Source organism: Kribbella sp. NPDC051936 (assembly GCF_040680955.1).
Lineage (GTDB): Bacteria > Actinomycetota > Actinomycetes > Propionibacteriales > Kribbellaceae > Kribbella.
This window is the reverse complement of record NZ_JBFAXS010000009.1, coordinates 233,094-254,611: the sequence shown is the minus strand read 5'-3', so window position 1 is coordinate 254,611 and position 21,518 is coordinate 233,094. Positions and strand designations below refer to the sequence as shown.

The 21,518-nt window shown below is 67.7% G+C and carries 26 protein-coding genes; 14 read left to right on the top strand and 12 right to left on the bottom strand.

All coding sequences use genetic code 11. From position 1 onward, the window contains the following. The first annotated feature begins 371 nt into the window (after window positions 1-371). The 3 genes from AB0L64_RS31540 to AB0L64_RS31530 all read left to right on the top strand — a co-directional run bounded on the left by AB0L64_RS31540 (window position 372) and on the right by AB0L64_RS31530 (window position 2,432). Window positions 372-896, top strand: coding sequence for a hypothetical protein (locus AB0L64_RS31540; protein ID WP_363716024.1), 525 nt, complete (start codon window positions 372-374; stop codon window positions 894-896). A 357-nt stretch (window positions 897-1,253) separates the two neighbouring features. Next, entirely contained in the window at window positions 1,254-1,781 is a 528-nt protein-coding gene (locus AB0L64_RS31535) for a hypothetical protein (RefSeq protein ID WP_363716022.1), read from the top strand. 162 nt (window positions 1,782-1,943) lie between these two features. Next, complete coding sequence (locus tag AB0L64_RS31530; RefSeq protein ID WP_363716020.1) at window positions 1,944-2,432, top strand: GNAT family N-acetyltransferase; 489 nt, start codon at window positions 1,944-1,946, stop codon at window positions 2,430-2,432. 29 nt (window positions 2,433-2,461) lie between these two features. On the opposite strand, the gene AB0L64_RS31525 is transcribed toward AB0L64_RS31530, so the two are convergent. Then, window positions 2,462-2,878, bottom strand: coding sequence for a hypothetical protein (locus tag AB0L64_RS31525; RefSeq protein WP_363716018.1), 417 nt, complete (start codon window positions 2,876-2,878; stop codon window positions 2,462-2,464). Between AB0L64_RS31525 and AB0L64_RS31520 the strand changes: the two genes are divergently transcribed. Then, the gene (locus AB0L64_RS31520) at window positions 2,855-3,049 is read left to right on the top strand and encodes a hypothetical protein (RefSeq protein ID WP_363716016.1); all 195 of its coding nucleotides are present in this window, start codon (window positions 2,855-2,857) and stop codon (window positions 3,047-3,049) included. The two genes, AB0L64_RS31525 and AB0L64_RS31520, sit on opposite strands and share 24 nt — an antisense overlap. Before the next feature lie 166 nt (window positions 3,050-3,215). Here AB0L64_RS31520 and AB0L64_RS31515 read toward each other — a convergent pair whose 3' ends face one another. From AB0L64_RS31515 to AB0L64_RS31505, 3 genes are all read right to left on the bottom strand, one after another. Next, window positions 3,216-3,950 carry a class I SAM-dependent methyltransferase gene (locus AB0L64_RS31515; RefSeq protein ID WP_363716014.1) on the bottom strand — a complete coding sequence of 245 codons (735 nt, stop codon included), beginning with the start codon at window positions 3,948-3,950 and terminating at the stop codon, window positions 3,216-3,218. A gap of 40 nt (window positions 3,951-3,990) precedes the next feature. Further along, a complete protein-coding gene (locus tag AB0L64_RS31510; RefSeq protein ID WP_363716012.1) occupies window positions 3,991-4,764 on the bottom strand; it encodes a class I SAM-dependent methyltransferase in 774 nt (257 codons plus the stop codon). Window positions 4,765-4,844: 80 nt separating this feature from the next. After that, entirely contained in the window at window positions 4,845-5,192 is a 348-nt protein-coding gene (locus AB0L64_RS31505) for an HIT domain-containing protein (RefSeq protein WP_363716010.1), read from the bottom strand. Window positions 5,193-5,208: 16 nt separating this feature from the next. Here AB0L64_RS31505 and AB0L64_RS31500 point away from each other — a divergent pair, with 16 nt between their 5' ends. From AB0L64_RS31500 to AB0L64_RS31475, 6 genes are all read left to right on the top strand, one after another. Next, window positions 5,209-6,450, top strand: a complete 1,242-nt coding sequence (locus AB0L64_RS31500) for a serine hydrolase domain-containing protein (protein WP_363716008.1) — start codon at window positions 5,209-5,211, stop codon at window positions 6,448-6,450. Window positions 6,451-6,491: 41 nt separating this feature from the next. Beyond that, window positions 6,492-7,517: an FAD-binding oxidoreductase gene (locus tag AB0L64_RS31495; protein ID WP_363716006.1), complete on the top strand. Its 1,026-nt coding sequence runs from the start codon at window positions 6,492-6,494 to the stop codon at window positions 7,515-7,517. Between the two features lie 74 nt (window positions 7,518-7,591). Then, on the top strand, window positions 7,592-9,343 hold the full coding sequence (locus AB0L64_RS31490; protein WP_363716004.1) for an ABC transporter ATP-binding protein: 1,752 nt from the start codon (window positions 7,592-7,594) through the stop codon (window positions 9,341-9,343). Further along, window positions 9,336-11,096: an ABC transporter ATP-binding protein gene (locus AB0L64_RS31485; protein WP_363716002.1), complete on the top strand. Its 1,761-nt coding sequence runs from the start codon at window positions 9,336-9,338 to the stop codon at window positions 11,094-11,096. Before AB0L64_RS31490 ends, AB0L64_RS31485 begins: the two co-directional genes overlap by 8 nt. 85 nt (window positions 11,097-11,181) lie before the next feature. Next, window positions 11,182-11,505 (top strand): YciI family protein, encoded by a 324-nt coding sequence (locus tag AB0L64_RS31480; RefSeq protein WP_363716000.1) that lies wholly within the window; start codon window positions 11,182-11,184, stop codon window positions 11,503-11,505. Beyond that, the gene (locus AB0L64_RS31475; protein ID WP_363715998.1) at window positions 11,502-12,728 is read left to right on the top strand and encodes a DUF6596 domain-containing protein; all 1,227 of its coding nucleotides are present in this window, start codon (window positions 11,502-11,504) and stop codon (window positions 12,726-12,728) included. The genes AB0L64_RS31480 and AB0L64_RS31475 overlap by 4 nt, the downstream gene beginning before the upstream one ends. Here the strand turns inward: AB0L64_RS31475 and AB0L64_RS31470 are convergent. Genes AB0L64_RS31470 through AB0L64_RS31460 form a run of 3 tightly spaced genes read right to left on the bottom strand, consistent with a single transcriptional unit; the run spans window position 12,713 to window position 14,341 of the window. After that, window positions 12,713-13,459, bottom strand: a complete 747-nt coding sequence (locus AB0L64_RS31470) for a DUF3626 domain-containing protein (protein WP_363715996.1) — start codon at window positions 13,457-13,459, stop codon at window positions 12,713-12,715. The two genes, AB0L64_RS31475 and AB0L64_RS31470, sit on opposite strands and share 16 nt — an antisense overlap. After that, complete coding sequence (locus tag AB0L64_RS31465; RefSeq protein ID WP_363715994.1) at window positions 13,459-13,944, bottom strand: NUDIX domain-containing protein; 486 nt, start codon at window positions 13,942-13,944, stop codon at window positions 13,459-13,461. The genes AB0L64_RS31470 and AB0L64_RS31465 overlap by 1 nt, the downstream gene beginning before the upstream one ends. Window position 13,945: 1 nt before the next feature. After that, complete coding sequence (locus AB0L64_RS31460; protein ID WP_363715992.1) at window positions 13,946-14,341, bottom strand: tautomerase family protein; 396 nt, start codon at window positions 14,339-14,341, stop codon at window positions 13,946-13,948. 110 nt (window positions 14,342-14,451) lie between these two features. On the opposite strand from AB0L64_RS31460, the gene AB0L64_RS31455 reads away from it, so the two are divergent. Next, complete coding sequence (locus tag AB0L64_RS31455) at window positions 14,452-14,928, top strand: NUDIX domain-containing protein (protein ID WP_363715990.1); 477 nt, start codon at window positions 14,452-14,454, stop codon at window positions 14,926-14,928. Here the strand turns inward: AB0L64_RS31455 and AB0L64_RS31450 are convergent. The 3 genes from AB0L64_RS31450 to AB0L64_RS31440 all read right to left on the bottom strand — a co-directional run bounded on the left by AB0L64_RS31450 (window position 14,899) and on the right by AB0L64_RS31440 (window position 17,446). After that, a complete protein-coding gene (locus AB0L64_RS31450; RefSeq protein ID WP_363715989.1) occupies window positions 14,899-15,129 on the bottom strand; it encodes a hypothetical protein in 231 nt (76 codons plus the stop codon). The genes AB0L64_RS31455 and AB0L64_RS31450 overlap by 30 nt on opposite strands. Before the next feature lie 113 nt (window positions 15,130-15,242). Continuing rightward, window positions 15,243-16,070, bottom strand: a complete 828-nt coding sequence (locus AB0L64_RS31445) for an aminoglycoside phosphotransferase family protein (RefSeq protein ID WP_363715987.1) — start codon at window positions 16,068-16,070, stop codon at window positions 15,243-15,245. A gap of 737 nt (window positions 16,071-16,807) precedes the next feature. Continuing rightward, window positions 16,808-17,446, bottom strand: coding sequence for a potassium channel family protein (locus AB0L64_RS31440; protein ID WP_363715985.1), 639 nt, complete (start codon window positions 17,444-17,446; stop codon window positions 16,808-16,810). 427 nt (window positions 17,447-17,873) lie between these two features. Here AB0L64_RS31440 and AB0L64_RS31435 point away from each other — a divergent pair, with 427 nt between their 5' ends. Beyond that, window positions 17,874-18,800, top strand: coding sequence for an aldo/keto reductase (locus AB0L64_RS31435; RefSeq protein ID WP_363715983.1), 927 nt, complete (start codon window positions 17,874-17,876; stop codon window positions 18,798-18,800). 17 nt (window positions 18,801-18,817) lie between these two features. Here AB0L64_RS31435 and AB0L64_RS31430 read toward each other — a convergent pair whose 3' ends face one another. Next, window positions 18,818-19,324 (bottom strand): cysteine dioxygenase family protein, encoded by a 507-nt coding sequence (locus tag AB0L64_RS31430; protein ID WP_363715981.1) that lies wholly within the window; start codon window positions 19,322-19,324, stop codon window positions 18,818-18,820. A gap of 75 nt (window positions 19,325-19,399) precedes the next feature. Here AB0L64_RS31430 and AB0L64_RS31425 point away from each other — a divergent pair, with 75 nt between their 5' ends. Both AB0L64_RS31425 and AB0L64_RS31420 read left to right on the top strand, forming a co-directional pair. Beyond that, a complete protein-coding gene (locus tag AB0L64_RS31425) occupies window positions 19,400-20,263 on the top strand; it encodes a LysR family transcriptional regulator (RefSeq protein WP_363715980.1) in 864 nt (287 codons plus the stop codon). Between the two features lie 38 nt (window positions 20,264-20,301). Further along, entirely contained in the window at window positions 20,302-20,973 is a 672-nt protein-coding gene (locus tag AB0L64_RS31420; RefSeq protein WP_363715978.1) for an HAD family hydrolase, read from the top strand. Here the strand turns inward: AB0L64_RS31420 and AB0L64_RS31415 are convergent. Continuing rightward, window positions 20,963-21,511, bottom strand: a complete 549-nt coding sequence (locus AB0L64_RS31415) for an isochorismatase family protein (RefSeq protein WP_363715976.1) — start codon at window positions 21,509-21,511, stop codon at window positions 20,963-20,965. The two genes, AB0L64_RS31420 and AB0L64_RS31415, sit on opposite strands and share 11 nt — an antisense overlap. Between the last annotated feature and the right edge of the window lie 7 nt (window positions 21,512-21,518).

Sequence of the window (21,518 nt, the reverse complement as noted above, 5' to 3'; positions counted from 1 at the left end):
GAGTCTGACACGGGCCGTTCGGTGGTGCGACGAAATTTCGTCGCACCACCGAGAGGAGCGTCCTTCGCTCAAACAACTCCCGTGGAACAACCCGGTAGGGACGCGAGTTGGTTCGCCGGGAGTTCCACGGAGCGGAGTGCCTCGATCGCCGGAGATCAGTAGGGGAGTGTCATGGTCGTGCAGGTACTGCTGGCTAATGTCTTCATGGGTTAGGGTCGCGGATGCGTAAGTTCCTGGCTCTGGTTTTTGCGGCGGGGCTGGTGAGTGGTTGCTCCACCGCTCCCGGCGGCTCGGCACCCACCCCATTGCCTGCGACTGAGGGCGCGCTCGCTCCGAGTCCGACGACTCCGGCTGTGTCGTCAGGGACGAAGGTGCCGGTGCAGCGCGTCGCTCTTGGGTCGTTGCGGCTGCAGGCGCGCTGGTGGGAGTGGGCGTCGGTTGCGGAGAAGGTCAATCCCGTGCTGGACGAGACCGGCGTGCACTGTGGGAACAACCAGCCCGAGGATGTCTGGCTGGTCGCCGGCACGTTCGGCGGCCAGGTTTCTCGCGCGTGCGGCTGGCCTGCTGAACGTCCGTTGGCCGGTCCGGTGGTCAACCTGGTCGACGACGAAGCGGGATGCCAGGCGTTCCTGGCCGACGCGACGGGCAACGTGACGTTCGACGGGCGGCCGGTCCCGATCCAGCGGCTCGGAGCCGAAGACATCCGGTTCACCGCCCAGGCAGGCAATCCCAGTGGGTTCGAAGCGGGGCTGCTCAAGGGCGTCGCCTGCGGGCTCTGGTTCGCGGTGCCCCCGGCGGCACCGGGCCTGCATGTGCTGGTGATCCGCGGGTCGAGCGGCGACTTTGCGACGACGGCGACGTACAACCTGACCGTGCGCGGGACGACGGCGTACTGACATCTGTTCGTCCACGGGCCGCCAGGCTAGACATGTTGCGCGATCAGGCTCTGGCTCAAGTGTGTTGTAGGTCCAACGCCCTTTGCATTGCCTGGCTAGAGGATCCAGCCAGTCGGGTTCACCCATGCGACGTCGAGCAGGCTGTGTGGTGCCAGGCGCCGCAGAGCGCGAGAAGTGTCGTGTTCGCTGATGCCGGCGGCCTGGCGATCGCCCCAGCCGGGCCGGTCGACGTCACGCTAACCGCCAACTGGGCGGACACCCCGGAGGCAGGGGTCCAACCGAGCTCGGGCCGTTCACACCACCCGGTCCTGTGTGCTTCACTGTCGCACGATCACGCCTCGACGAGGAGGTTCGAGAATGTTGCGCAAGGGCATAGGTCGCGCTGCTGCCATCGCGGTGGCAAGTGTTTTATTCGGGTTCGGGCAAATCGTCGTTCCTGGGGCAGCGCAGCTTCCCGTTGCGCACGCTGATGCGGGCAGCTACTTCGATGATTGCCCATTCGACTGGCTTCACTGTGGAACCGGTGAACAGGTCGACCTCACTGCTGACCAAGTTCGCGCACGCACTGACTTTTGTCTGTGGGACAACAACGACGGCAGTCATCCGAACGCTGCAGTGTGCATCAAGCGGGACGGCGACGTGGTCTTCGTGCGGGACACCGACAGCGACGGCAGATCAGCACTCGGGCAGATCGGCTTCACTGTCGACAACATCTATGTCTGCAGGAACGGGCACGGTTCCGGGACATGGGCGCGATGTGACTTCCAGTGGCCGGAGAGCAATGCTCGCCTTCGCACGATGGACTGCGATTTCGACAATGCGCCGATCAGCTTCGGGTCGACCGAATGCACCAGGTCGGAGCGCTACGTCGACTTCCTGGGGTGACCCGGGCCGGGTGCAGACGACCCCTGGCATAGACCGACGCGCCGACTGGTACCGACGGATGTTGGAGTAACGGGAGTCGTTGGCCGTAGGCAACTGTCAGGGTGACTGCGATCCGCACAAAATCGTTGGCGCTCGCCGCTGCCAACCTGGCAGGGTGCCGATATGGCCGAGGTCGTAGTACCACTTGCCGTTCGTGATCTAACCGAAGCGGACCTGCCCGCGCTTGGTTGGTACGGGACAGCGACGGGTCTGGCGGGCGTAGCCGAGGCGATCCAACGTGCCCGCCGCGGCGAGGTCGACTACCTGGCGGTGTGTCCGCCTTCCGGTCTGCCAGTTGCGGTGGGTGGGGTCGACTACACCAAACCGCCTGACGCCGCGACGATCTGGCAACTGTCGGTCCAGGCTGAGCTGCGCTCATGCGGGATCGGCACCGTCCTGATCGAGGCGTTAGAGCAGCGAGCTCGAGGGCGCGGGCTCCGCTTGGTCGAGTTGGGTGTGGACGACAACCGGTCGCGGCCGCGCGCGTTGTACGAGCGGCTGGGTTATGTGGTGAGCGGCAGCGAGCACGGCTCGTGGGACGAGGAAGCCCCGGACGGAACCGTTGCACGCTACGAGACGCGGATCACTCTGTTGCGTAAGCAACTGACCTAGGACGCTCAGGGGGTCGGGCTGCCGGGGGTTCAACGGTGGGTGGCGACGTACTCGGCGTAGGTGGTGGCAGCGCCTCGGGCGTGACGTTCGATGGTCTGGGTGGTGTAGCCGAGGGCCTCGGCGATGATCGCGATCGGGGCGAGCTTGGTGAGTTCGTGCAGGGTCTCTAGGCGGGCGGCTCGGGGGCTGAAGAGCCGGTGAAGGCGTTCTCTGAGCGAGGCGGCGTTGATGTGCCGGCCAGGGCCGAATCCGGGGAACACCCAGTTGCTGTTCGGCTGGGCGGCGGTGTTGCTGGGAGTCGTAGCGGCCAGTTCGCGGAACGGATCGTCAAGGGGTGGCGGGACCTCGATCACGGTCTTGCCCAGTGTGATGGTCACCTTGGCTGGCCCGACGTCGACCTGGTCCCAGGTGAGCGAGACAACGTGCTCGATCTGCTGGGCGAACACCACGACGAGGATCGCGGCGGCACGCCCACCTGGTCACTTGCCCAGAGCAACGACACGCATGACATCGCGCGAACTGCCGACGACCTGGCTCTGACCTGCACCAATGCCGAAATCTCGCAGAGACGGGAGTTCCTGCATCAGACGCAACTCCCGACAGTTGAGCGCCGATAACGGACATTATGTCAACTAAAGCCCACTGTGTTGCATCTGGTGCGGTAACTCATCGCTCCCCTGTGGCGACTTCACAGCGCGGCGCGTATCCCCGCCGTATAGACGGTTTGCGCGGTCGCGGCGAGCCGTCGGCTGGGTATGGTACGACAAGGTCGGCGATTGGCGCTCACCTGTCGCGTTCGGCGCTGACGATCAGGAAGTTCGGTAGTGCGACGTAGGACTCGATCGCCTCGATTCCGCTGTCCTGTGCGACCTGTGGATCAAGTCTCGGTTCGCACAGTTCAATCACGCGACACCCGAGACCGATGACCTCGTTGATGTAGGCCGACAGCGGGCGGTGGAAGTCGGGTGCATAGCCTTCTGGCATCTCATACTCATCCAGGTACCGATCAAGTTGGTAATGACCGTGATCCCGCCACGTTGGGTAGAGATTCTCAAACGCCGGGTGAGTGATCGAGAACACGAACCGGCCGCCCGGCCTCAGTGCGCCGACGCACGCCGCCATCGCCGACTGCCAGGCGGGTATGGCGAGCAGCACCATGCTGCAGACCACCGCATCGAACGGCTGACCAACCTCCGGCAACGTCGAGAGATCACCCTGCACGAACCTGATGCCCTGACGCCGCTCCTGCTCGATCCTCTGAGCACGCGCCAGCAGCGCGGAAGCCGGCTCCACACCAACAACCTCAGCTCCGCCTTCGGCCAATAGCCGACTCAAATAGCCCTCGCCACTGCCTGCATCGAGGACTCTCCGACCATCGACGGACCCCAGCATTCGAAGCAGGTTCCCATTCATCAAGTGGCGTTTGGGAAAGTCGCCCTGATCGTCGTACGCCTCAATCGCGTCAGTCGGCATCGCCGACCACGCTGCGATCGCTTCTGAGTTACTGATCGTGGACATGCGGTCACACCTCTCCGACGACAGATGGGCAAGCCGGTGTTTATGCCTTGCTCGCGACCACCAAGTAGTTCTCGGCCTCAGGATCGAACGTGCTCACTTCCGTCCGGAGTCCGACGCGGTGCAGTTCGACTTCGAGTTCCTCGTACCGGTAGGGCCAGCAGGACAGCAGTTCTGAGCGGACATGTATCAACCCAGTCGCGTCGAGTTGCGCGATCGCAATTTCGATGTGGTGCTCGTCCTCCCACTGCGGCGCAATCTCCCAGCGGTAGATCACGACGGCATCGCGGCCGTTCCGGCGGACGAGTCGGTCTCTGATGTCGAGCCGGGAACCTCTGGCCCTCACGAGTTCCCAAGTGCGGGATGTGAGTACCAAGCGCCCACCAGGACGCAGAAGGCGTGACATCGACTCCAGAGCAGCACCCCTGCCTGTCGCGCCCGCGGCATGGTGAAGCGAGTTGCCAACGCAGAACACCATGTCGAACGTGTCGTCCTCGAAATGGTGTGGCAACTCTTCCCAGCTCGCCCGCACAGCCCGGACGGATGCCCCGAACTCCTCAGACAACTCTGCAGTCCGTCGAACCATCGCTTCGCTGGCGTCAGTTGCGACGACCTGTAGGCCACGGCCGGCGAGGCCAACCGCCAACTGTCCGGTTCCGCACGAACAGTCGAGGACGTGGGCGTTCGACGGCAGGAGACTGAGGACGTCGTCGAACGACGCAGCGAACTCGGCTGGAGGCAACTTCGCATCCGAGATGAGCCATTCGTACACCTCGGCAAGCACGTCATAATCCGTCACAACCACTACCTCCGTCACGCAGCAGGCTCCCGGCGGGACGTCAGTCCATCAGCGGGGCAAGCCGAGCACCAATGGTTTTCGCCCGGTCCCCTGGGTTGTCATAGTTGGGGGCCGCTGTGGATGTGGATGTGTAGGTGTTTCGAGTCCTGGTAGGTGCCGAGGTTGGTGAGGACTGCGGCTGCGCCTGTGGTTCGGACTGTGTGGGCGGCGATTGACTGGACGACTTCGAGTAGCCGGCGGGCTGAGGGTTCGTCGGACGGTGTCAGTGTGATCAGCGACGCGATGTGTTTCTTGGGTACAGCGACGATGTGGTTCGTCCAGAATGGCCGGGTGTGGTGGAACGCCAGGACCAGGTCGTCCTCGTGTACGACGTTGAGGCGGCTGGGATCTGGGATCGCTACGTCGCAGTAGAAGTCGTCGCCGTTGTACCGCGGGGCTGATTCCATCGTTGGAGGATATCGAGTGTTGACCGAGCGGATGGCTGGCGAGCTTCGGCGGCGGGTGGCCGGACTGGTCGATGAGCACGAGGTGCCTGGGCTTGCGGTCGGTGTCTGTGACGCGGATTCGATGCTGTGGTCCGCCGGGTTCGGGAGTACCCGACGCGGCGGCGACTTGCCGGTTGACAGCGAGACGATGTTCGGTGTGCTGTCGTGCTCGAAGATGTACACCGCCACGGCCGTTCTGCTGGCGGTACAGGAAGGGCTGGTCGAACTTGATGTGCCTCTCCCCCGGTATTTGCCGGAATTTCGCGTCAACAGTTCGTTCGAGCCGGATCCTGAGCGTCGTATCACGCTGCGGCACCTACTCGGCCACACCGCCGGATTCACCTATGAAGCACCGGTCGGATCGAATTATCTGGTCGGCAGAGAATCGTTCGAGGAGCATTGTCGCAGCATTTATGACACCTGGCTGCGGTTTCCTGTGGGTGCACGGTATCAGTATTCGAATCTTGGTATAGATCTCGCCGGATACGTCCTGCAGCGAGTGACTGGATTACCTTTCCATGAGTTCGTACGACGGGCATTGTTCGACCCGCTCGCGCTGCGGCGGACAACCTTCGACTCGAAGGTGATCGGGAGTGCCGAGCGCCGGGCGATCGGGCATTCCAAAGGGTATACACGCTTGCCGGTTCGTGTTCCGATGATGGCGGCAGGTGGTCTCTACACGACGGTCGCCGACGCCTGCCGGTATCTCCAGTTCCACCTCCGCGGTGGTGAGTCGCTCCTCTCCCCCGACCTTCTGCAGGAAATGTATACCGGTCATGAATATGGTCTGGGAACGGCTCTGATGCAAGCGAACGGCATTCCTGTGCGCGGCCACGGCGGTGGAGGTTTCGGATTCCTGTCCGATATGTACTGGGCACCGGAAGAGAAATTGGGTGTCGTCGTCCTGACAAATTCAACCGATCATCCACTTCAATGGAAGTTGACCGCCGAGATCTTCACCGGAATTCTCGCGACGGGCGAGGTCGACGGCCCCTGGAACCGTGCCTACGCCATCCATGTGGGCGGAGTCCGTGACGGAACAGCCAGGTTGCGGAAGGTGAACGGCGGACTCTTCTTCGACCACTGGGCCGGCGTGACCGTCGGGCTGCAGGAGCACCAACCGGGCCTGTACATCTCCACGACCGGTGAGGTCCTGGACCTCACCCGCACGCCTGCGACGTACGCGAACGTCCGTCTCCACGCGCTCAAAGATCGATAACTCGGTGTCGTAAAGATCGCGGTCCTGCTAGAAACGCAGCCATGGCTGATCGCGGCATCGTGGTAGTTGGGGCCGGCATCGTCGGCGCGTCGCTGGCGTACCACCTGGCCGGTCAGGGGCGACAGGTGACGTTGATCGACGCGGGTCTGCCCGGATCCGGCGCCACCCGCGCGTCGTTCGCCTGGATCGGACGGCCGGTCAGCAGCGACCTGCCCTCGGCGCCACTGCGGTATCTCGCGCTGGACGAATATCACCGGCTCGAGGCAGAACTCCCCCAGTTGGCGATCCGCTGGACAGGCTCGCTCAGCTGGGACGGCTTCGACGAGGCCCCGGGCCCGAGCACCGACGACGCCGCGGCGCTCGAACCGAACCTCGTCACTCCCCCGGCCGAGGCCGTCCATCACCCGGAGGACGGCGCGCTCGACCCCGTCGCGGCGATCGATCTCCTGATCGCAGCCGCGCGCGACCGAGGCGCCCGGCTCCTGCCCGGCACACCAGCGACCGCCCTTGTCCAAGAAGACGGCATCGTGAGCGGCGTCCAAACAACCGCAGGTCTCATCGAGGCGGACACGGTCATCCTCTCCGCCGGCACAGGAGCGGTCGCACTGTGCTCCGGCATCGGCGTCACCTTGCCGGTCGAACCGTCGGCCGCCATCCTGGTCCGGTTGCGCGCCAACCCTGGCATCGTCCGAGCGATCGTCGCGACACCGGACATGGAGGCCCGCCAGCTCGACGACGGGACGATCCTGGCCCCCACGGCGTACAGGGGCGAGGCGGATAAGGCCGCGCTGCACGCGACCGCCCAGCGCGTCCGCGACCGGTTCGCGTCGTCGTTCGCGGGGGCCGACGACACGGAGGTCGTCTCCGTCGAGGTCGGCTGGCGCCCGATGCCCGTCGACGGTGAACCGATCATCGGCCGCCCGGCCGGGACGCAGGGGTTGTACGTCGCGGTGATGCACTCGGCGATCACGCTGGCCGCCGCCGTCGGCCGCCTTGCCGCGGACGAGATCCTCACTGGGACACCGGCGCCCGAGCTCGCAGGCTGCCGGCCCGACAGGTTCCGCTGACCGCACGCAACGACTTTGTGAATCCGATCGCAAATGGGTATCCGCGGATGCCCTGGTGCTGAAAGGATCGCCGCATGGCGGCCGTTCGCGAGTGGTTGGACAGGACACCCGAGACGTGGAGCCCGCCGGCGCCCGCCGACCTGACGAGCCCGTACCGCTTCCTCTTCTGGCTGACTCGCTCGCAAGCGCGCCGCATCGCGGTAGGTGCCGCCCTCGGCACCCTCTGGACGGTCGGCCTGGCCGTCCCCCCGTGGGTCTTGTCGCGTGTCGTCGACCAAGGACTCGTCGCCCGCGACACAGAAGCGCTCGTCGGTTGGTCGATGATCCTCCTGGCCGTAGCCGTCCTGAACGCGCTCCTGGGCATCGCTCGGCACCGGACCATGACCAAGGTCCGCATGGACGCGTCGTTTCGCTCGGTCCGGGCGACGGTGTGGCACACGTCCCGCCTGGGCGCGTCGCTGGCGCGGCACGTGAGCGCAGGCGAGGTGGTGACGGTCGGCATCGCGGACGTGTACGTCGTTGCGCAGGCGTTGACCGTGACCGGCCCGGGCGTCGGCGCGGTCGTCGCGTACGCCGTCGTGGCCGTCGTACTGTTCACCATCTCCCCGCTGCTCGCCGTGGTCGTTCTCGCCGGAGTCCCGCTGCTCGCGGTCGCGGTCGGCCCGCTCCTGCACCGCATCGAACGCACAGGCGGCGAGTACCGCAGCCATCAAGGCCGGCTCACGACCCGGCTGGTCGACGCGTTGGCGGGACTGCGCGTCCTCAACGGCCTCGGCGGGAAGACGTTCGTCGCTGAGCGCTACCAAGAACAGTCACAGCGCCTGGTACGGCGTGGCTACCGCGTCGCCGGACCCTTGAGCTGGGTAGGAGCACTGTCGACGGGCTTGCCCGCGTTGTTCCTGGCCACCGTGGTGTGGTTGTCGGCGCGGCTGGCGGCCACCGGGGCCATCACGATCGGCGACGTGGTCGCCGTCTACGGGTACGTCGCCGTGCTGGTCGTTCCGGTGGGCTTCTTCATCGAAGGTAGCAGCGATATCACTCGCGCCCGAGTTGCGGGTCAGCGCATCATCGACCTGCTCAACCTCCCAGTTGCTCACGACAACGACCGCACCCCGGAGGCCATCCCGGCCGAACCGGGCCCGTTGGTCGACCCCGACTCCGGGGTGGTCATCCGCCCGGGGCTGTTGACGGCGCTGGTCGCGGCACGGCCCGCCGAGACGCGCGCCGTGATCGAGCGGCTTGGGCAGATCGGCATGCGCCCGCCAGGTACGACGTGGGCGGGTGTGCGGCTCGCGGACGTCGCCCGGGAGGAGCTCAGGCACCGGCTGGTTCTCGCGGACAACGACGCGGAGGTCTTCGCCGGCACAGTTCGTGACATCGTCTCGGGACGACTGGAACCCGATGACGACTGCATCCGTACGGCGCTCCACACAGCCGTCGCCGAGGACGCCGTGGAGGCGTTGCCCGGTGGTCTGGACGCGGAGATCGCCGCCGGCGGCAGTGACCTGTCCGGCGGGCAACGGCAGCGCATCCGGCTCGCCCGCGCCGTCTACGCCCGCCCTGACGTCCTGCTCGCCGTCGAGCCGACCTCAGCGGTCGACGCCAACACCGAAGCGGCCATGATCGACCGGCTCCGTCACGCCAGACAGGACAGAACCACGGTCATCACGACATCGTCGCCGCTCGTGCTCGACCGTGCTGACGAGGTCGTCGTCCTGGTCGACGGCAAGGTGTCGTCTGTCGGCACACACACGGAGCTGCTACGTACCGATCTCTGCTATCGCGACCTGGTGTCCCGCGCCCAGAACGGGGCTGCCGATGAGTAAGCAGATGCCGATCGCGACGCCACGCGAAGTACGTGCGGCGGCGCGGCGTGACCTGGGCGCGGACCGCAAGGCCGTCGCCGGAGTCGTCCTCGTCAACGCGCTCGCCTCGGCAGCGGGTCTGGTCGGTCCGTGGCTGCTCGGCCGGATCATCGACACGATCCAGGCCGGATCCGGTGACGTGCTCGACACGGTCGACCGGCTCGCGTTGGGCGCGCTGCTGTTCACCGTCGTACAGACAGTCCTGGGGTGGTGGGCTCTCAAGCTCGGCTACCGGTACGGCGAACGCACCGCGGCCCGCGTACGCGAACGGTTCCTGAAGCGGACGCTGGCGCTGCCGCCACGCGCGGCGGATCATCTCCCGGCCGGAGACCTGATCGCGCGCGGAAGCACCGACGCGTCCCTGGTCGCGATGACGTTGCGCTCGGCGGTCCCCGAGGTGCTCGTGGCCATCGTCCATGCCCTGTTCCTCGTCGTCGCGGTCCTCGTGCTGGACCTGTGGCTCGGGCTGTGCGGGCTCGTGTGCCTGGTTGGCGTAGGAGCAGCCGTGCGGTGGTACCTGCGTCGTGCCAGGCCGGCCTACCTTGCCGTTGCGAGTACGGGAGCGGAGATGGCCGACGTGATCGCCGGCACCGCGAAGGGCGCCCGTACGGTCGAGCTGCTCGGCTTGGAACATCGGCGAACCGAGGCGACGGAAGGTGTCATCGCCGAAGCACGGACCGCGCGTCTGTGGGCGCTCTGGCTGCGAACAGTGCTGTTCTCGTGGGCCGAAATCTCGCTCGCGCTACCGGTCGTCGGAGTCCTGCTGGTCGGCGGCGCGCTCTCCATGAACGACCTGGTCAGCCTGGGAGTCGTCGTCACCGCGACGGTGTATCTTCGGCAACTCGTCGGCCCGCTCGACACCTTGATGCTCTGGATCGAGCAGCTCCAGGGCGCCGCGGCCTCGTACGCCCGCGTCGAAGGCCTGGCCGACATTCCCGAGGAGTCCGACTCCGCCACGCAGAGCGGGAGCAGCGGCGACCGGATCCAGGTCAGCGACGTGCACTACAGCTACACCGGAGCGCGCGACGTACTGCACGGCATCGAACTCGCGGTGGAACCCGGCGAGCGCCTCGCTGTCGTCGGCACGTCCGGAGCGGGAAAGTCGACGCTCGCCCGTCTTCTCGCCGGCCTCGATCGCCCGCACACGGGTTCCGTCACGATCGGCGGCGTGCCGGTAGCCGACCTGCCGCCCGATCAGCTCCGCGAGCACGTCGTACTGATCACCCAGGACCACCACGTCTTCCACGACACCGTGCGTGACAACCTGCTGATCGCCAAGCCGGACGCGACCGACGACGAGCTGTACGCCGCGCTGGACGCGGTCGGAGCCACGTGGTCGAAGGAGCTGCCGGACGGGCTGGACACCGAAGTCGGCCAGGACTTCACGCTCGACGACGCCGGCGCCCAGCAGCTCTCGCTCGCACGCGTCGTCCTCGCCGATCCGCACACCCTGATCCTCGACGAGGCCACCGCGCTCCTCGATCCCAGGACCGCGCGCCGGACCGAGCAGTCGCTGGCCGCCGTGCTCCGCGGCCGCACCGTGATCGCGATCGCCCACCGCCTGCAGACCGCGCACGACGCGGACCGGATCGCTGTCATGGAGGCCGGTGAGCTCGTCGAGCTGGGCACCCACGACGAACTGGTCAGCGCGGACCGCGTCTATGGCAGGCTCTGGCGGACCTGGCGCACCGACGGTCCCGGCGGGTCGGCGTAGGGAAATCGGCGGGTTGTGTCGGAATGGCCTCGTGCGGTTCGTTGGGTGGGTGTAAGCAGCTCGGCAGACTGAACTGGAGATCGTGATGCGGTACTTGGTTTCTGTGATCGACGACAAGGACAACCCCGGCAGCACCGACCGGCAGCCCGCGATCAGCGTGTTCAACGACCGGCTGATCGCCGAGGGCTACTGGGTGTTCGCGGGCGGACTCGCCGACACCACCGCGGCCACGGTCATCGACAACCGGGGCGAGCAGCCGGTGTTCACCGACGGGCCGTTCGTGGAGTCGAAGGAGTACCTGGCCGGCGTCTGGGTCTGGGAGGCCCCGGATCTCGACGTGGCCCTCAAGCTCGCCGCCGAGGCGTCGAAGGTCTGCGACCGGAAGATCGAGGTGCGGCCATTCCAGTGACCGACGTCGAAGCGGCGATCACCCGCGCGCACCACCAGGAATGGGCGCGGGTGGTTGCCTCGCTGACCAAGCGGTTCGGGGACCTCGACATCGCCGAGGAAGCCGCGGCCGAGGCGTTCGCGACCGCCGTCGAGCGGTGGCCCGCGGACGGCGTACCGCCCAACCCCGGCGCCTGGCTGACCACGACCGCCAACCGCAAGGCGATCGACCGCATCCGGCGCGAGAGCAAACGTGACGACAAGCAGAAGGAGGCTCAGATGTCGTACGACGACCAGCCCGAGCCTCTCGGTGCGATCGACGACGAGCGGCTCCGGCTGATCTTCACCTGCTGCCACCCAGCGCTGGCGATGGAGACCCGCGTGGCGCTGACGCTGCGGATGGTGGGCGGGCTGACCGTGCCCGAGATCGCCCGCGCGTTCCTGGTGCAGGAGACCGCGATGGGTCAGCGGATCACCCGTGCGAAGGCGAAGATCAAGGCGGCGCGGATCCCGTACCGGGTGCCGGCCGCGGAGGATCTCCCGGGCCGCGTGTCCGGCGTACTCGCCGTGCTCTTCCTGGTCTTCAACGAGGGCTACCTGGCGACCGGCCCGGACACGGATCCCGTCCGCCACGAGCTGACCGCGGAGGCCATCCGTCTCACCCGCCTGATCCGAGCTCTGCTGCCGGACGACGGCGAGGTGGCCGGCCTGCTCGCGCTGATGCTCCTCACCGAGGCTCGCCGTACCGCCCGGGTCTCGGGCTCCGGTGAACTGATCCCGCTCGACGAGCAGGACCGCGGCGCCTGGGACACGACACTCGTTGCCGAGGGCCACCACCTGGTGCGCGAACGTCTCGCCACCGGACTGCCGCCGGGCCGCTACCAGATCCTCGCGGCGGTGAACGCCGTCCACACCTCGGCCCGCGACGCCCGCGACACCGACTGGTCGCAGATCGTCGCGCTGTACGACCAGCTCGTCCGGATCGATCACTCGCCGATCGTCGCGCTGAACCGCGCGATCGCGGTGGCCGAGCTCGACGGTCCGGAGGTCGCGCTGGCGGTGGTCGATCGGCTCGGGGACAAGCTGCCCGCGTACCACCTGTACCACGCGACGCGCGCCGAGCTGCTCCGCCGGATGGGCCGCAGCAAGGAGTCCCGGGCGGCGTACGACGAGGCGATCACGCTCGCCGCCAACACCGCCGAAGTCGCCTACCTGACCCGCCGCCGCGATCAGCTCGCCGGCTGACGCCCGAACCGAGCCAGACAGTGCCAGACGTACTTGACCGACTGCGCGGGATGGACACCTGACCGCGCCGCGGCGCCGAGCAGGTCAGGCGTCAGTTCGGGGCCGAGCGAGCAGGCGAGCTCCACGATCTCCGGTCCGCGGTACGCCGGGTCGAAGGCGCTCGGCGCAGCGCGGAAGCCCGGGTGGTACTCGATCGGGCAGCCGAGCCCGCGGGCGGCGTCCTCGACGGGTGTGCCGCTGAATGACGGGTCCAGGACGACGGCGTCGACGTCGCTCGCGAGCAGCACCGGTTCGTGGATCTGGGCCTCCACGTAGTCGTTCAGGTCGTCGCTGCAGGCGTCGTCGGCGAGCCGGCACAGGCGCGGCAGCGTGTGGCGGTCGCCGAAGTCGGCCGGGTTGCGGGCGGAGTCCGGGAAGCAGAATGTTGCGCGCTCGATCGCCTCGGCTTTGAGCCGGAGGTACGACGAGCCGAAGCGAACTGCTCCGCCGTAGACGTCGGCGCGGCGGTTCCAGACGCCGTACACCGGGCGGTCGGTCGCCGGGCCTTCGTCGTACCGGCCGGAGAACAAGCGGCTCTCCCATCGCCACCGGTCTCCCCCGCGGAACGCCGTCAGTCCTCCGCTCGAGATTCCGGTCGTGAACTGCGACCGGTAGATCCCGTCCGCGGCCATCGACTCGATCACCGTTCGCGCGCCGTGCGGCCAGTTCGGGTGGAAGTGGATGGTCAGCATCAGGTCGGGCCCGTCTCGTCGCCGGTGGCGTTGACGGTGATGAAGCGGAGCGCGGTGTCGTGGCGGCCGGTGGTCAGCCAGTGAGCGAAGGCGATCCGGGCTGTCGGTGGCATGTCGAGCGCGGTCGGGTCCGTCGTCAGCTCGAACCATCGGAGATCGCCTTCGGTGCACTCGGTCGGCACCGGCGCCGTGGGGCGCAGGTCGGCGGTGAAGTAGTAGGTCGTACGCACCTCGTCGCCGGTGTCGCGGACGGCGACGTACCGCAGCGCAAGGCCGGTGAGGTGGTCGGCCGTGACGCCGATCTCCTCCTCGAGTTCCCGGAGCGCGGCCGCGGTCGGGTTCGTGAGTTCGCCGGCTTCGAGGTGGCCGCCGATGCCGACCCAGGAGTCGGCGATCGCGCGGGAGCCGCGGCGGTAGAGGAGCAGCACGCTCCTCTCCCGCACGAGGTACACCGACGTCAGGTGCCGGGCCGAACGGAGCGCCACGTCAGACGTTGACGTCGAAGCCCAGGTCCACGTCGGACGCGGCCTGCCCGCCGCGGATGCCCCAGTTGGAGGTCGGGTGGTCGCGGACGAGGATCGTGACGTGGTCGGCCGGGATGCCGAACGGCTTCAGGTTGCCGATGATCTCGGTGTACAGCGTGCGCTTCGCGTCGAGCGAGCGGCCGGCGAAGCAGTCGACGGTGACGAGCGTGAAGAACTCGGGCTCGGTCAGCCGCGGGGAGCAGGCGAAGCGGTGCGGCGCGTGGACGAGCAGGCGGACGTCCTTGTCCTGTGGCGGGATCCGGAACGCGGTGACGATCGCGGCGTGCACCGCCTCGATCAGGCCGGCCTCGTCGGCTGCGGAGTACTCACGGCGGACTTCGATCTGCGCGCTCGGCATGGGCAGGCATCCTTCCAGAAGGGTCGACTCCCCAGACCTCACCACGAAGCACCGACTCCGGCGAGCGGTTTTGTCGGTTTTGTCGGTGCCGGCGGCCACACTCGCACCCCATGAGCACAAGAGTGCCGCGCGGGGCCGCGGTTGTCGTCCTGGCTGGCAAGGTGCTGGTGGTGAAGCGCTACCTGCGGTTCGAGACGTCGGCCGAGTGCGTGATGTGTGAGTACGCCGACGCTCCGGGACCTCAGTGCGACGGTCATCGGTACGCCGTCCTGCCCGGCGGGCACGTGGAGCCGGGCGAGTCGGCCGCGGTCGCTGCGCTGCGCGAGCTCGAGGAGGAGACGACGCTGACCGGCACGGTCGACCGGTTGTTGTGGACCGGCTCCCACAACGGGCGGCCCGCGTACTACTTCCTGGTGACCGGCGTGAGCGGCGTACCGGAATTGTTGGGTGACGAGGCCGTCGAGCATTGCGCGACGAACCACTTCGCCCTGAAATGGGTCGACGCGACAGATCTGGAAGACATCTATCCCGCCGAGTTGTATCAGCAGTTGACACGGCTACTTCAGGTGAGCGACGACGCGGGTTAGGCCGACGAGGCTCCACCCGGGCGGACGAACTCGGACAGGTACGCGAGGGTGCACCCGTCCGGCGAGTCCCGCGTCGTCAACGCGTCGCCAGTTCTCGGTCGGGTCGACCCAGAGGTCCGCGGCCCACACGTCGACGTCGTACTCGCGGGCCAGGAAGATCGACGACAGCGCCGTACCGCAGCCGAGGTCGAGCACCCGCATCCCGGGGCAGCGGCATCACCTGCAGCAGACTCTCGCTGCACCACGTCAAGGGTGAGCGCTTCGCGCAGGAGTTCGCTGGACATGCGGTGACGATGCCAGCGTGCTCCGCCGGCTCACAACGGGATTTCGGCGATCATCCGATGACCCTGCGCCTCGAAGGCTTCGTCGCCGACCTGGTGTGCCCAGACCGCGGTACTGACCGCCTCGCGCAGCCGTGTCCGCTGCCAGGCCTCCGGGTCGCGCGGATCGGATCCGTAGCCGGCGAGGAACGCCGCCTCCAGCGACGGGTCGGAGCGGAACTGCTGCGCGGCCAGCCGGGCGAAGTCGGTGTACGCCGGGCGCAGGTCCGCGCGGCCGAAGTCGATGACGCGGACAGTACCGTCGTCGACGAGCCAGTTGCGCGGCTGCCAGTCGCCGTGGGTCGGCACCAGTGTCGCCGGCGGGGTGGGCCAGGCCCGGATCGTGGAGCGGATGCGGTCGGCGAGGTCCGGTGCGATGCGGTGCGGCTTGCCGAGATCCCGTAGCGTCCGCCCGTTCTCACGAGCCTCGTAGGCGGCATCCGGTACGCCGCACTGCCGGTGAAATGCGGCCAGCAATTCACCGGCCTGCCGATAGATAGCAGGTGACCATTCGAACGGTGTGCCTTCGACGAGTTCGCCGGGCAGGAATCGGGTCACGAGGAGCTTGGCGGACTCGTCCGCGTGGACCAGCTCGGCCGCTCTCCCCCGGGTGGTCCACGGCCGCAACCAGTTGCGGTGGGCGCGGAGTTCGCGGGCGAGGTGGTGGTCGGCGTCGTCGCCGGCTTTCGCGATGTAGCGCTCCCCGCCGTCTTCCAACTCCAGGACGAGCGTGCCGATGACACCCCAGCTGTGGTCGCGCACAACCGTGGCGGAAGGCATCCAACTGTCGAGCAGTCGCCGCTGTCGCCCATTGAGCCCCACGTGCCGAGCCTAATGCGTCGGCAGACCCCGCCTGGCCCACCAGCCCGAACCCGAGCCGCCCATCTGATGGGCTAGCCGCCGAGCTTGCGGGTTGGCCCGTCGAATGCGGGCCGCCAACCAACCAGCTGGAGGGTCAACCCACGCCGTCCAGCGATGCGAACCCGCCTCTCACCACTGCAGGGTGGGTGGACACAGGCTCCGGTGGGCCAAGACAGGAAACCGTGGCTGGAGACACTCGTCGGCGGGCGGGGACCTGCTATTGCAGGTCTCTGGACACCGTTGCTTATCTCAGGTGCCGGTCTCGGGCGTTTCCGTCGCGCCGGCTCGCGGTGCGCGCGCAGATTTGTTGCAGGCGGTCGGATCCGTGGCGGGTCGCTTGTACTGGGCTGCGGGGCCTCGGCTGTGTACGGACGGCGGGGCGAGCTTGCACTGGCGACCGGTGCGGGGCCGCTATCGGCAGAAGGCCGCGGCGATGGGACGGATGCTCGCCGGTCAACTCGTGGTCGACGCCTAGTACGACAGCCGGAGTTCGTGATCTTGACTTGGGCCGCGATTTTCGCGGTCTGGGTCGCCGCGGTTAAGTCGCCGTTGATAGTGGCAGCGCCTGGCGGACCTGGTGTTGTCGTCGCCAGGCTGAGTGGCGGAGCCGGTGGGTGATGGCGTGGATCGGGGCGATGATCAGTGTGGTGATCAGGGTGGTGAACAAGTGCCGGATCTCGTTGCAGGGCCAGGACGCCTCAGCTCGATCTGTCGCGGTCTCGCTGAACCTGCGACACCATCCACGTCGCGATCGACGCTGTGACCGCACCCACCGTTGCGATGCCCACAATCATCAGCACGACACCAATCATTCGGCCCGTGGGTGTCGTCGGGTAGCGGTCCCCATAGCCAACCGTCGTGACGGTTGCCGCCGCCCACCACAGCGCATCACCAAAGGTCTGGATGTTCGCCCCTTCGGCGTCCTTTTCGGCGTCCAGCATGGCGAGCGCCCCGAGTACGGAAGCCATCACGCTCGCGCCGAACACGTACGTGCCGACGCGCCCGACGAGTGAGCTTGTCACCGACCGGTTGAGAATCCGCGCCAGCGCCAGCAGCCGCAGCAGGCGCAGCGGCCGGAGCATGGGCAGCGCGATCAGCGCCACGTCGTACCAGTGGCTGCGTGCGTAGGGCCATCGGTCGTCGGCGAGGATCATCCGCACCGCGAAGTCGATCGCGAATGCTAGCCAGACCGTCCAGCTCGCGACGTTGAGGGTGGTCACGAGGTCGGGATCCAACTGCGGATCGAGAACCGGCCAGGCATAGGCGACGAGGAAGGCCACGGCCAACAGCAGCAGCGGAATCTCGGACTTGCGTTCCCAACGCTCGACACGGGTCATACATAGTGCATCGACGCTGCGTCAACGATCGTTACCGATTAGTGATTGAGGCGAGCGGCAGGAGTCTGACGGCGCTGCCATTCTGTCCGCTTCGTGGGGGTGCGACTGGGTGGGGTTTTTAGTCGCGGTCGTGTTGAGTGGATGTGCTGCGAGTCCTTCGGTGTCGGCTCCGGCCGGGGCGACTGCCACTGTGACAGGGTGCTCGAAGGCGCCGTCCAGGGCAAGGTCATCTGTCACCGGCTCAGCCTGGCGCGCTGACGCGCCCGTCACCCTCATCGCACCGGGCATCACCAACTCCGGCGGTAGTACTAGTCGTGCCGAGCGGCGCTTAGGACGCGCGCTTCAAGGATCGGCGGGGCCGTGGAACTGGTGCAGAAAATGCCCGGAAAAGCTGGACGAATATCCCCGAAGGATTTATCCTGGCCGAATGCAGAATTCACAGGAAAATGCACCTTCGCCAATTAACTTATCATCAGGAATTGCGGAAAGCAAGTCCGGCGAATTCTGGACGTTCGGGGACCTGGCGGTCCGGCGGATCGGGTTCGGTGCCAAGCGGCTGGCGGGGGCCGGCGGCGCCGACGTGCAGGACCGCGCGGTCGCGCTGCTGCAGCGGGTCGTCGAGCTCGGGGTGAACCACATCGACACCGCGGCGTTCTATCCGAGTCACGGGCAGGCCGGCCAGACGCGGTTCGAGAGTCTGGGCTGGGCGAACGAGGTGATCCGCCGCGCGCTCGCGCCGTACCGGGAGGACCTGCTGATCGCCACCAAGGTCGGGCCGACGAAGCACGGGCTGGCGCGGCCGGACGAGTTGCGGGAGCTCGTGGAGGCGGATCTGCGGACCCTCGGCGTGGATTCGCTGGACCTGGTCTACCTGCGGCAGCTGGGGCTGGATTCGATCGCGGAGCATTTCGGGGCCCTGGCCGAGCTGCAGGCGAAAGGCATGATCCGGCACCTCGGCGTGTCGAACGTGCGGGTCGCGCATTTGCACGAGGCGCGGGAGATCGCGCCGGTGGTCGCGGTGCAGAACAGGTACAGCGTCGGGTTCGGGCGGGTGAACGACGAGATCCTCGAGCTGTGCGGTGAGCTCGGGATCGCGTTCGTGCCGTTCTTCGCGGTCACCGCGGAGTCCCGGGAGGCCGGCGGGGTCGCCGGGTCCGACGCGGTGCAGGAGATCGCGGACCGCCACGGGTCGACCGTCGCGCAGGTGCGCCTGGCGTGGACGCTGAGCCGCGGCGACCACGTACTCGCGATCCCAGGGACGTCCAGCCCGCGTCACCTGGAGGAGAACCTGCGAGCCGCGGACCTCACCCTCTCCCCCGAGGATCTCGCGGTCCTGGACTCGGTCGTCGACTGACACCGCCGGCTCGGGCGTCAGTCGTAGTAGCGGCGGACGCTCGAGCCGATCCGGGTCACGTCGGTGCCGTAGATGTGCAGGGAGATCGCCGTCTCGGCGAACGTGTTGTGCACCCGGTGGATGTCGCCCGGCGGCGCGAACGCGCTCACCTCGCCGACGTGGTTGTCGCTCGCGCCGATCAGCCGCAGGTCCGCGTCGAACAGTTCCTCGTGCTCGACGCCTTGGAGCACGCCGACCACGCACCAGGTGACGTGGTCGTGGATTCGGGTCAGCTGACCGGGCCGCCACACCACGGCGATGACGGAGAACGAGCCGTCGGGTTCGACGTGGAGGGTGTGGCTCTGGTGGCCGTCGGGTGATCCGAGGCGCTGTTCGGCGGTCAGGATGTCCGGGCCCGGAAAGTGGTGCCGGAGCGCGACGCCGACGTCCTGGGCAGTCCGGTTCCAGTCGGAGTGCCGGCCGAGGGCGTTTCGCACGCCGCTGAGGAGGTCTGTGAGTTCGGAGGTGGTGGCTGTTGTCGTCATGTCTTGAGCCTGCGCCGGGTCAACCCATAACGTCTAATGCCAACCTTCGTGCTCACTGATAGATGGAATTGATACATGCTCGATGTCACGAGGCTGCGGGTGATCGACGCGGTCGCACGTCACGGCTCGGTGACCGCGGCCGCGCGCGAGCTGCACTACTCCCAGCCGTCCGTCACGCACCACCTCGCGCGTCTGGAGGCCGAGACCGGCGCGCAGCTGCTGCAACGCGTCGGCCGCGGAATCCGACTGACCGAGGCCGGCCGGCTCCTCGCCGACCGGGCCGCGGAGATCATCGGCCGGATCGACGCCGTCGACGCGGAGCTGTCGGCGCACGTGGGCCTGAGCGCCGGCCGGATCCGGCTCGCCGGGTTCTCGTCGGCGATCGGCGCGCTCGTCCCGGCAGCCGTCGCCGGGCTGGCCGCGAAGCATCCCGGGCTGGAGGTGAACCTCGTCGACACGCATCCACCGGAGGCGTTCGAGCTGCTCCGCACCGGGAAGGTCGACGCGGCCATCGTGTTCCGGTACGACGAGACCGCACCCGAGCCGCGCGGCGTACGGCTGCATCACCTGGTCGACGACCCGCTGTACGTGCTCGCGAACGGGCCGGCGACGATCGCCGAACTGCGCGACAGCACCTGGATCGCCGGCTGCGACCGGTGCCGCAGACACCTGATCGCGCTGTGCGCCGCGGAAGGCTACGAGCCGCGGATCGGATACACGTCGGACGACATGGTCGTGATGCAGGCGCTCGTCGCGGCCGGACTCGGGGTGACGACGATGCCGGGACTCGCGCTGCGCACCCACCGGTCCGCCGGCATCACAGCCACCGAACTGCAGGGCTCCCGCCGCCAGGTGTACGTCGCGACCTACGGCGAACCGCCCGATCCGCCGCCTGTCGCCGCCCTCGTCGGTGCTCTCCAAGAGTCGGCCCGGCGGTGACGTACGATCGCGCGATCCGGACGAAAGGACCGACGCGGATGCTGAAGACCGTGTTGTTCGACCTCGACGGGACCTTGGTCGAGGAGCGGGCGGCGGCTGCCGCGGCGGTGGTGGAGTGGGCCGCGGAGTACGGCGTGACGGGTCCCGACGTCGTGACGCGGTGGACGGCGGTGTCGGAGAAGCACTACCGACGGTTCCAGCGCCGCGAACTCACCTTTCCCGAGCAGCGGCGGCGCCGGGTGCGGGAGTTCCTCGCGGTCGACGTGAGTGACTCCAAAGCGGACGCGATGTTCGAGGGCTACGTCTGGCGCTACGAGGCGGGATGGACGGTGTACGCCGACGCCGTGCCGGGACTGCGCGCGGTCCGGGCCGACGGGCTGCGCGCGGTGGTGCTGACGAACGGCAACGGGGATCACCAGCGGATGAAGCTCGACCGGCTGGGGCTGACCGACGAGATCGACGAGCTGATCTCGGGTGACACGCTGCCGGTGGGCAAGCCCGACCCGCGGGCGTTCGCGCACGCGCTGGAGCGGCTCGCAGCAGAACCGCATGACGTGGTGATGGTCGGCGACTCGCTCGAGAACGACATCCGGGGCGCACAGTCCGTCGGGATCTCGGCTGTGCTCGTCGACCGGCACGACGCGCAGCCGGGCGCCGACGTACCGCGGGTGCGGGAGCTGACTCAGGTCCTCGACGTCGTCAGAAGGTGACCTCGTCGGTCTTCTGGACGGCGGCGGTGCGGCCCGGGGCCCGGTGCTCCTGCCAGTAGAGGTTGGTGTGGGCGATGACCTTGTCCGGCGTGGGCGCGCCGTACTCGCTGAGGTCCTCGGTGGTGTGGGCGTCGCCGACCAGCGTCACGTCGTACCCACGGACCATCGCGCCGTGGATCGTGGAGCGGATGCACTCGTCGGTCTGCGCGCCGCTGACGACCAGGTGCCCGATGCCGGCGCGGGCCAGGACGTCCTCCAGGTCGGTGGCCTCGAAGCTGTCGGCATACCTCTTGTGGACGAGCGGCTCCGAGCCGTCGCGGGACAGCTCGGGGACGAGCTGCCACTCGTCGCTGTCCTTGGCCAGGTTGTCGCTGGAGTGCTGGACCCAGACGACCGGGACGCCCCCGGCGCGCGCCTTGCCGACGAGCGTGCTGATGTTGGTGACGACCCGGTCGCGCTCGTGCGCCTCCGCGACGACACCGTTCTGGACGTCGACCACCAGCAAGGCCGTGTGCGGCCGGTCGGACAGCGTGGACATCTCGGCT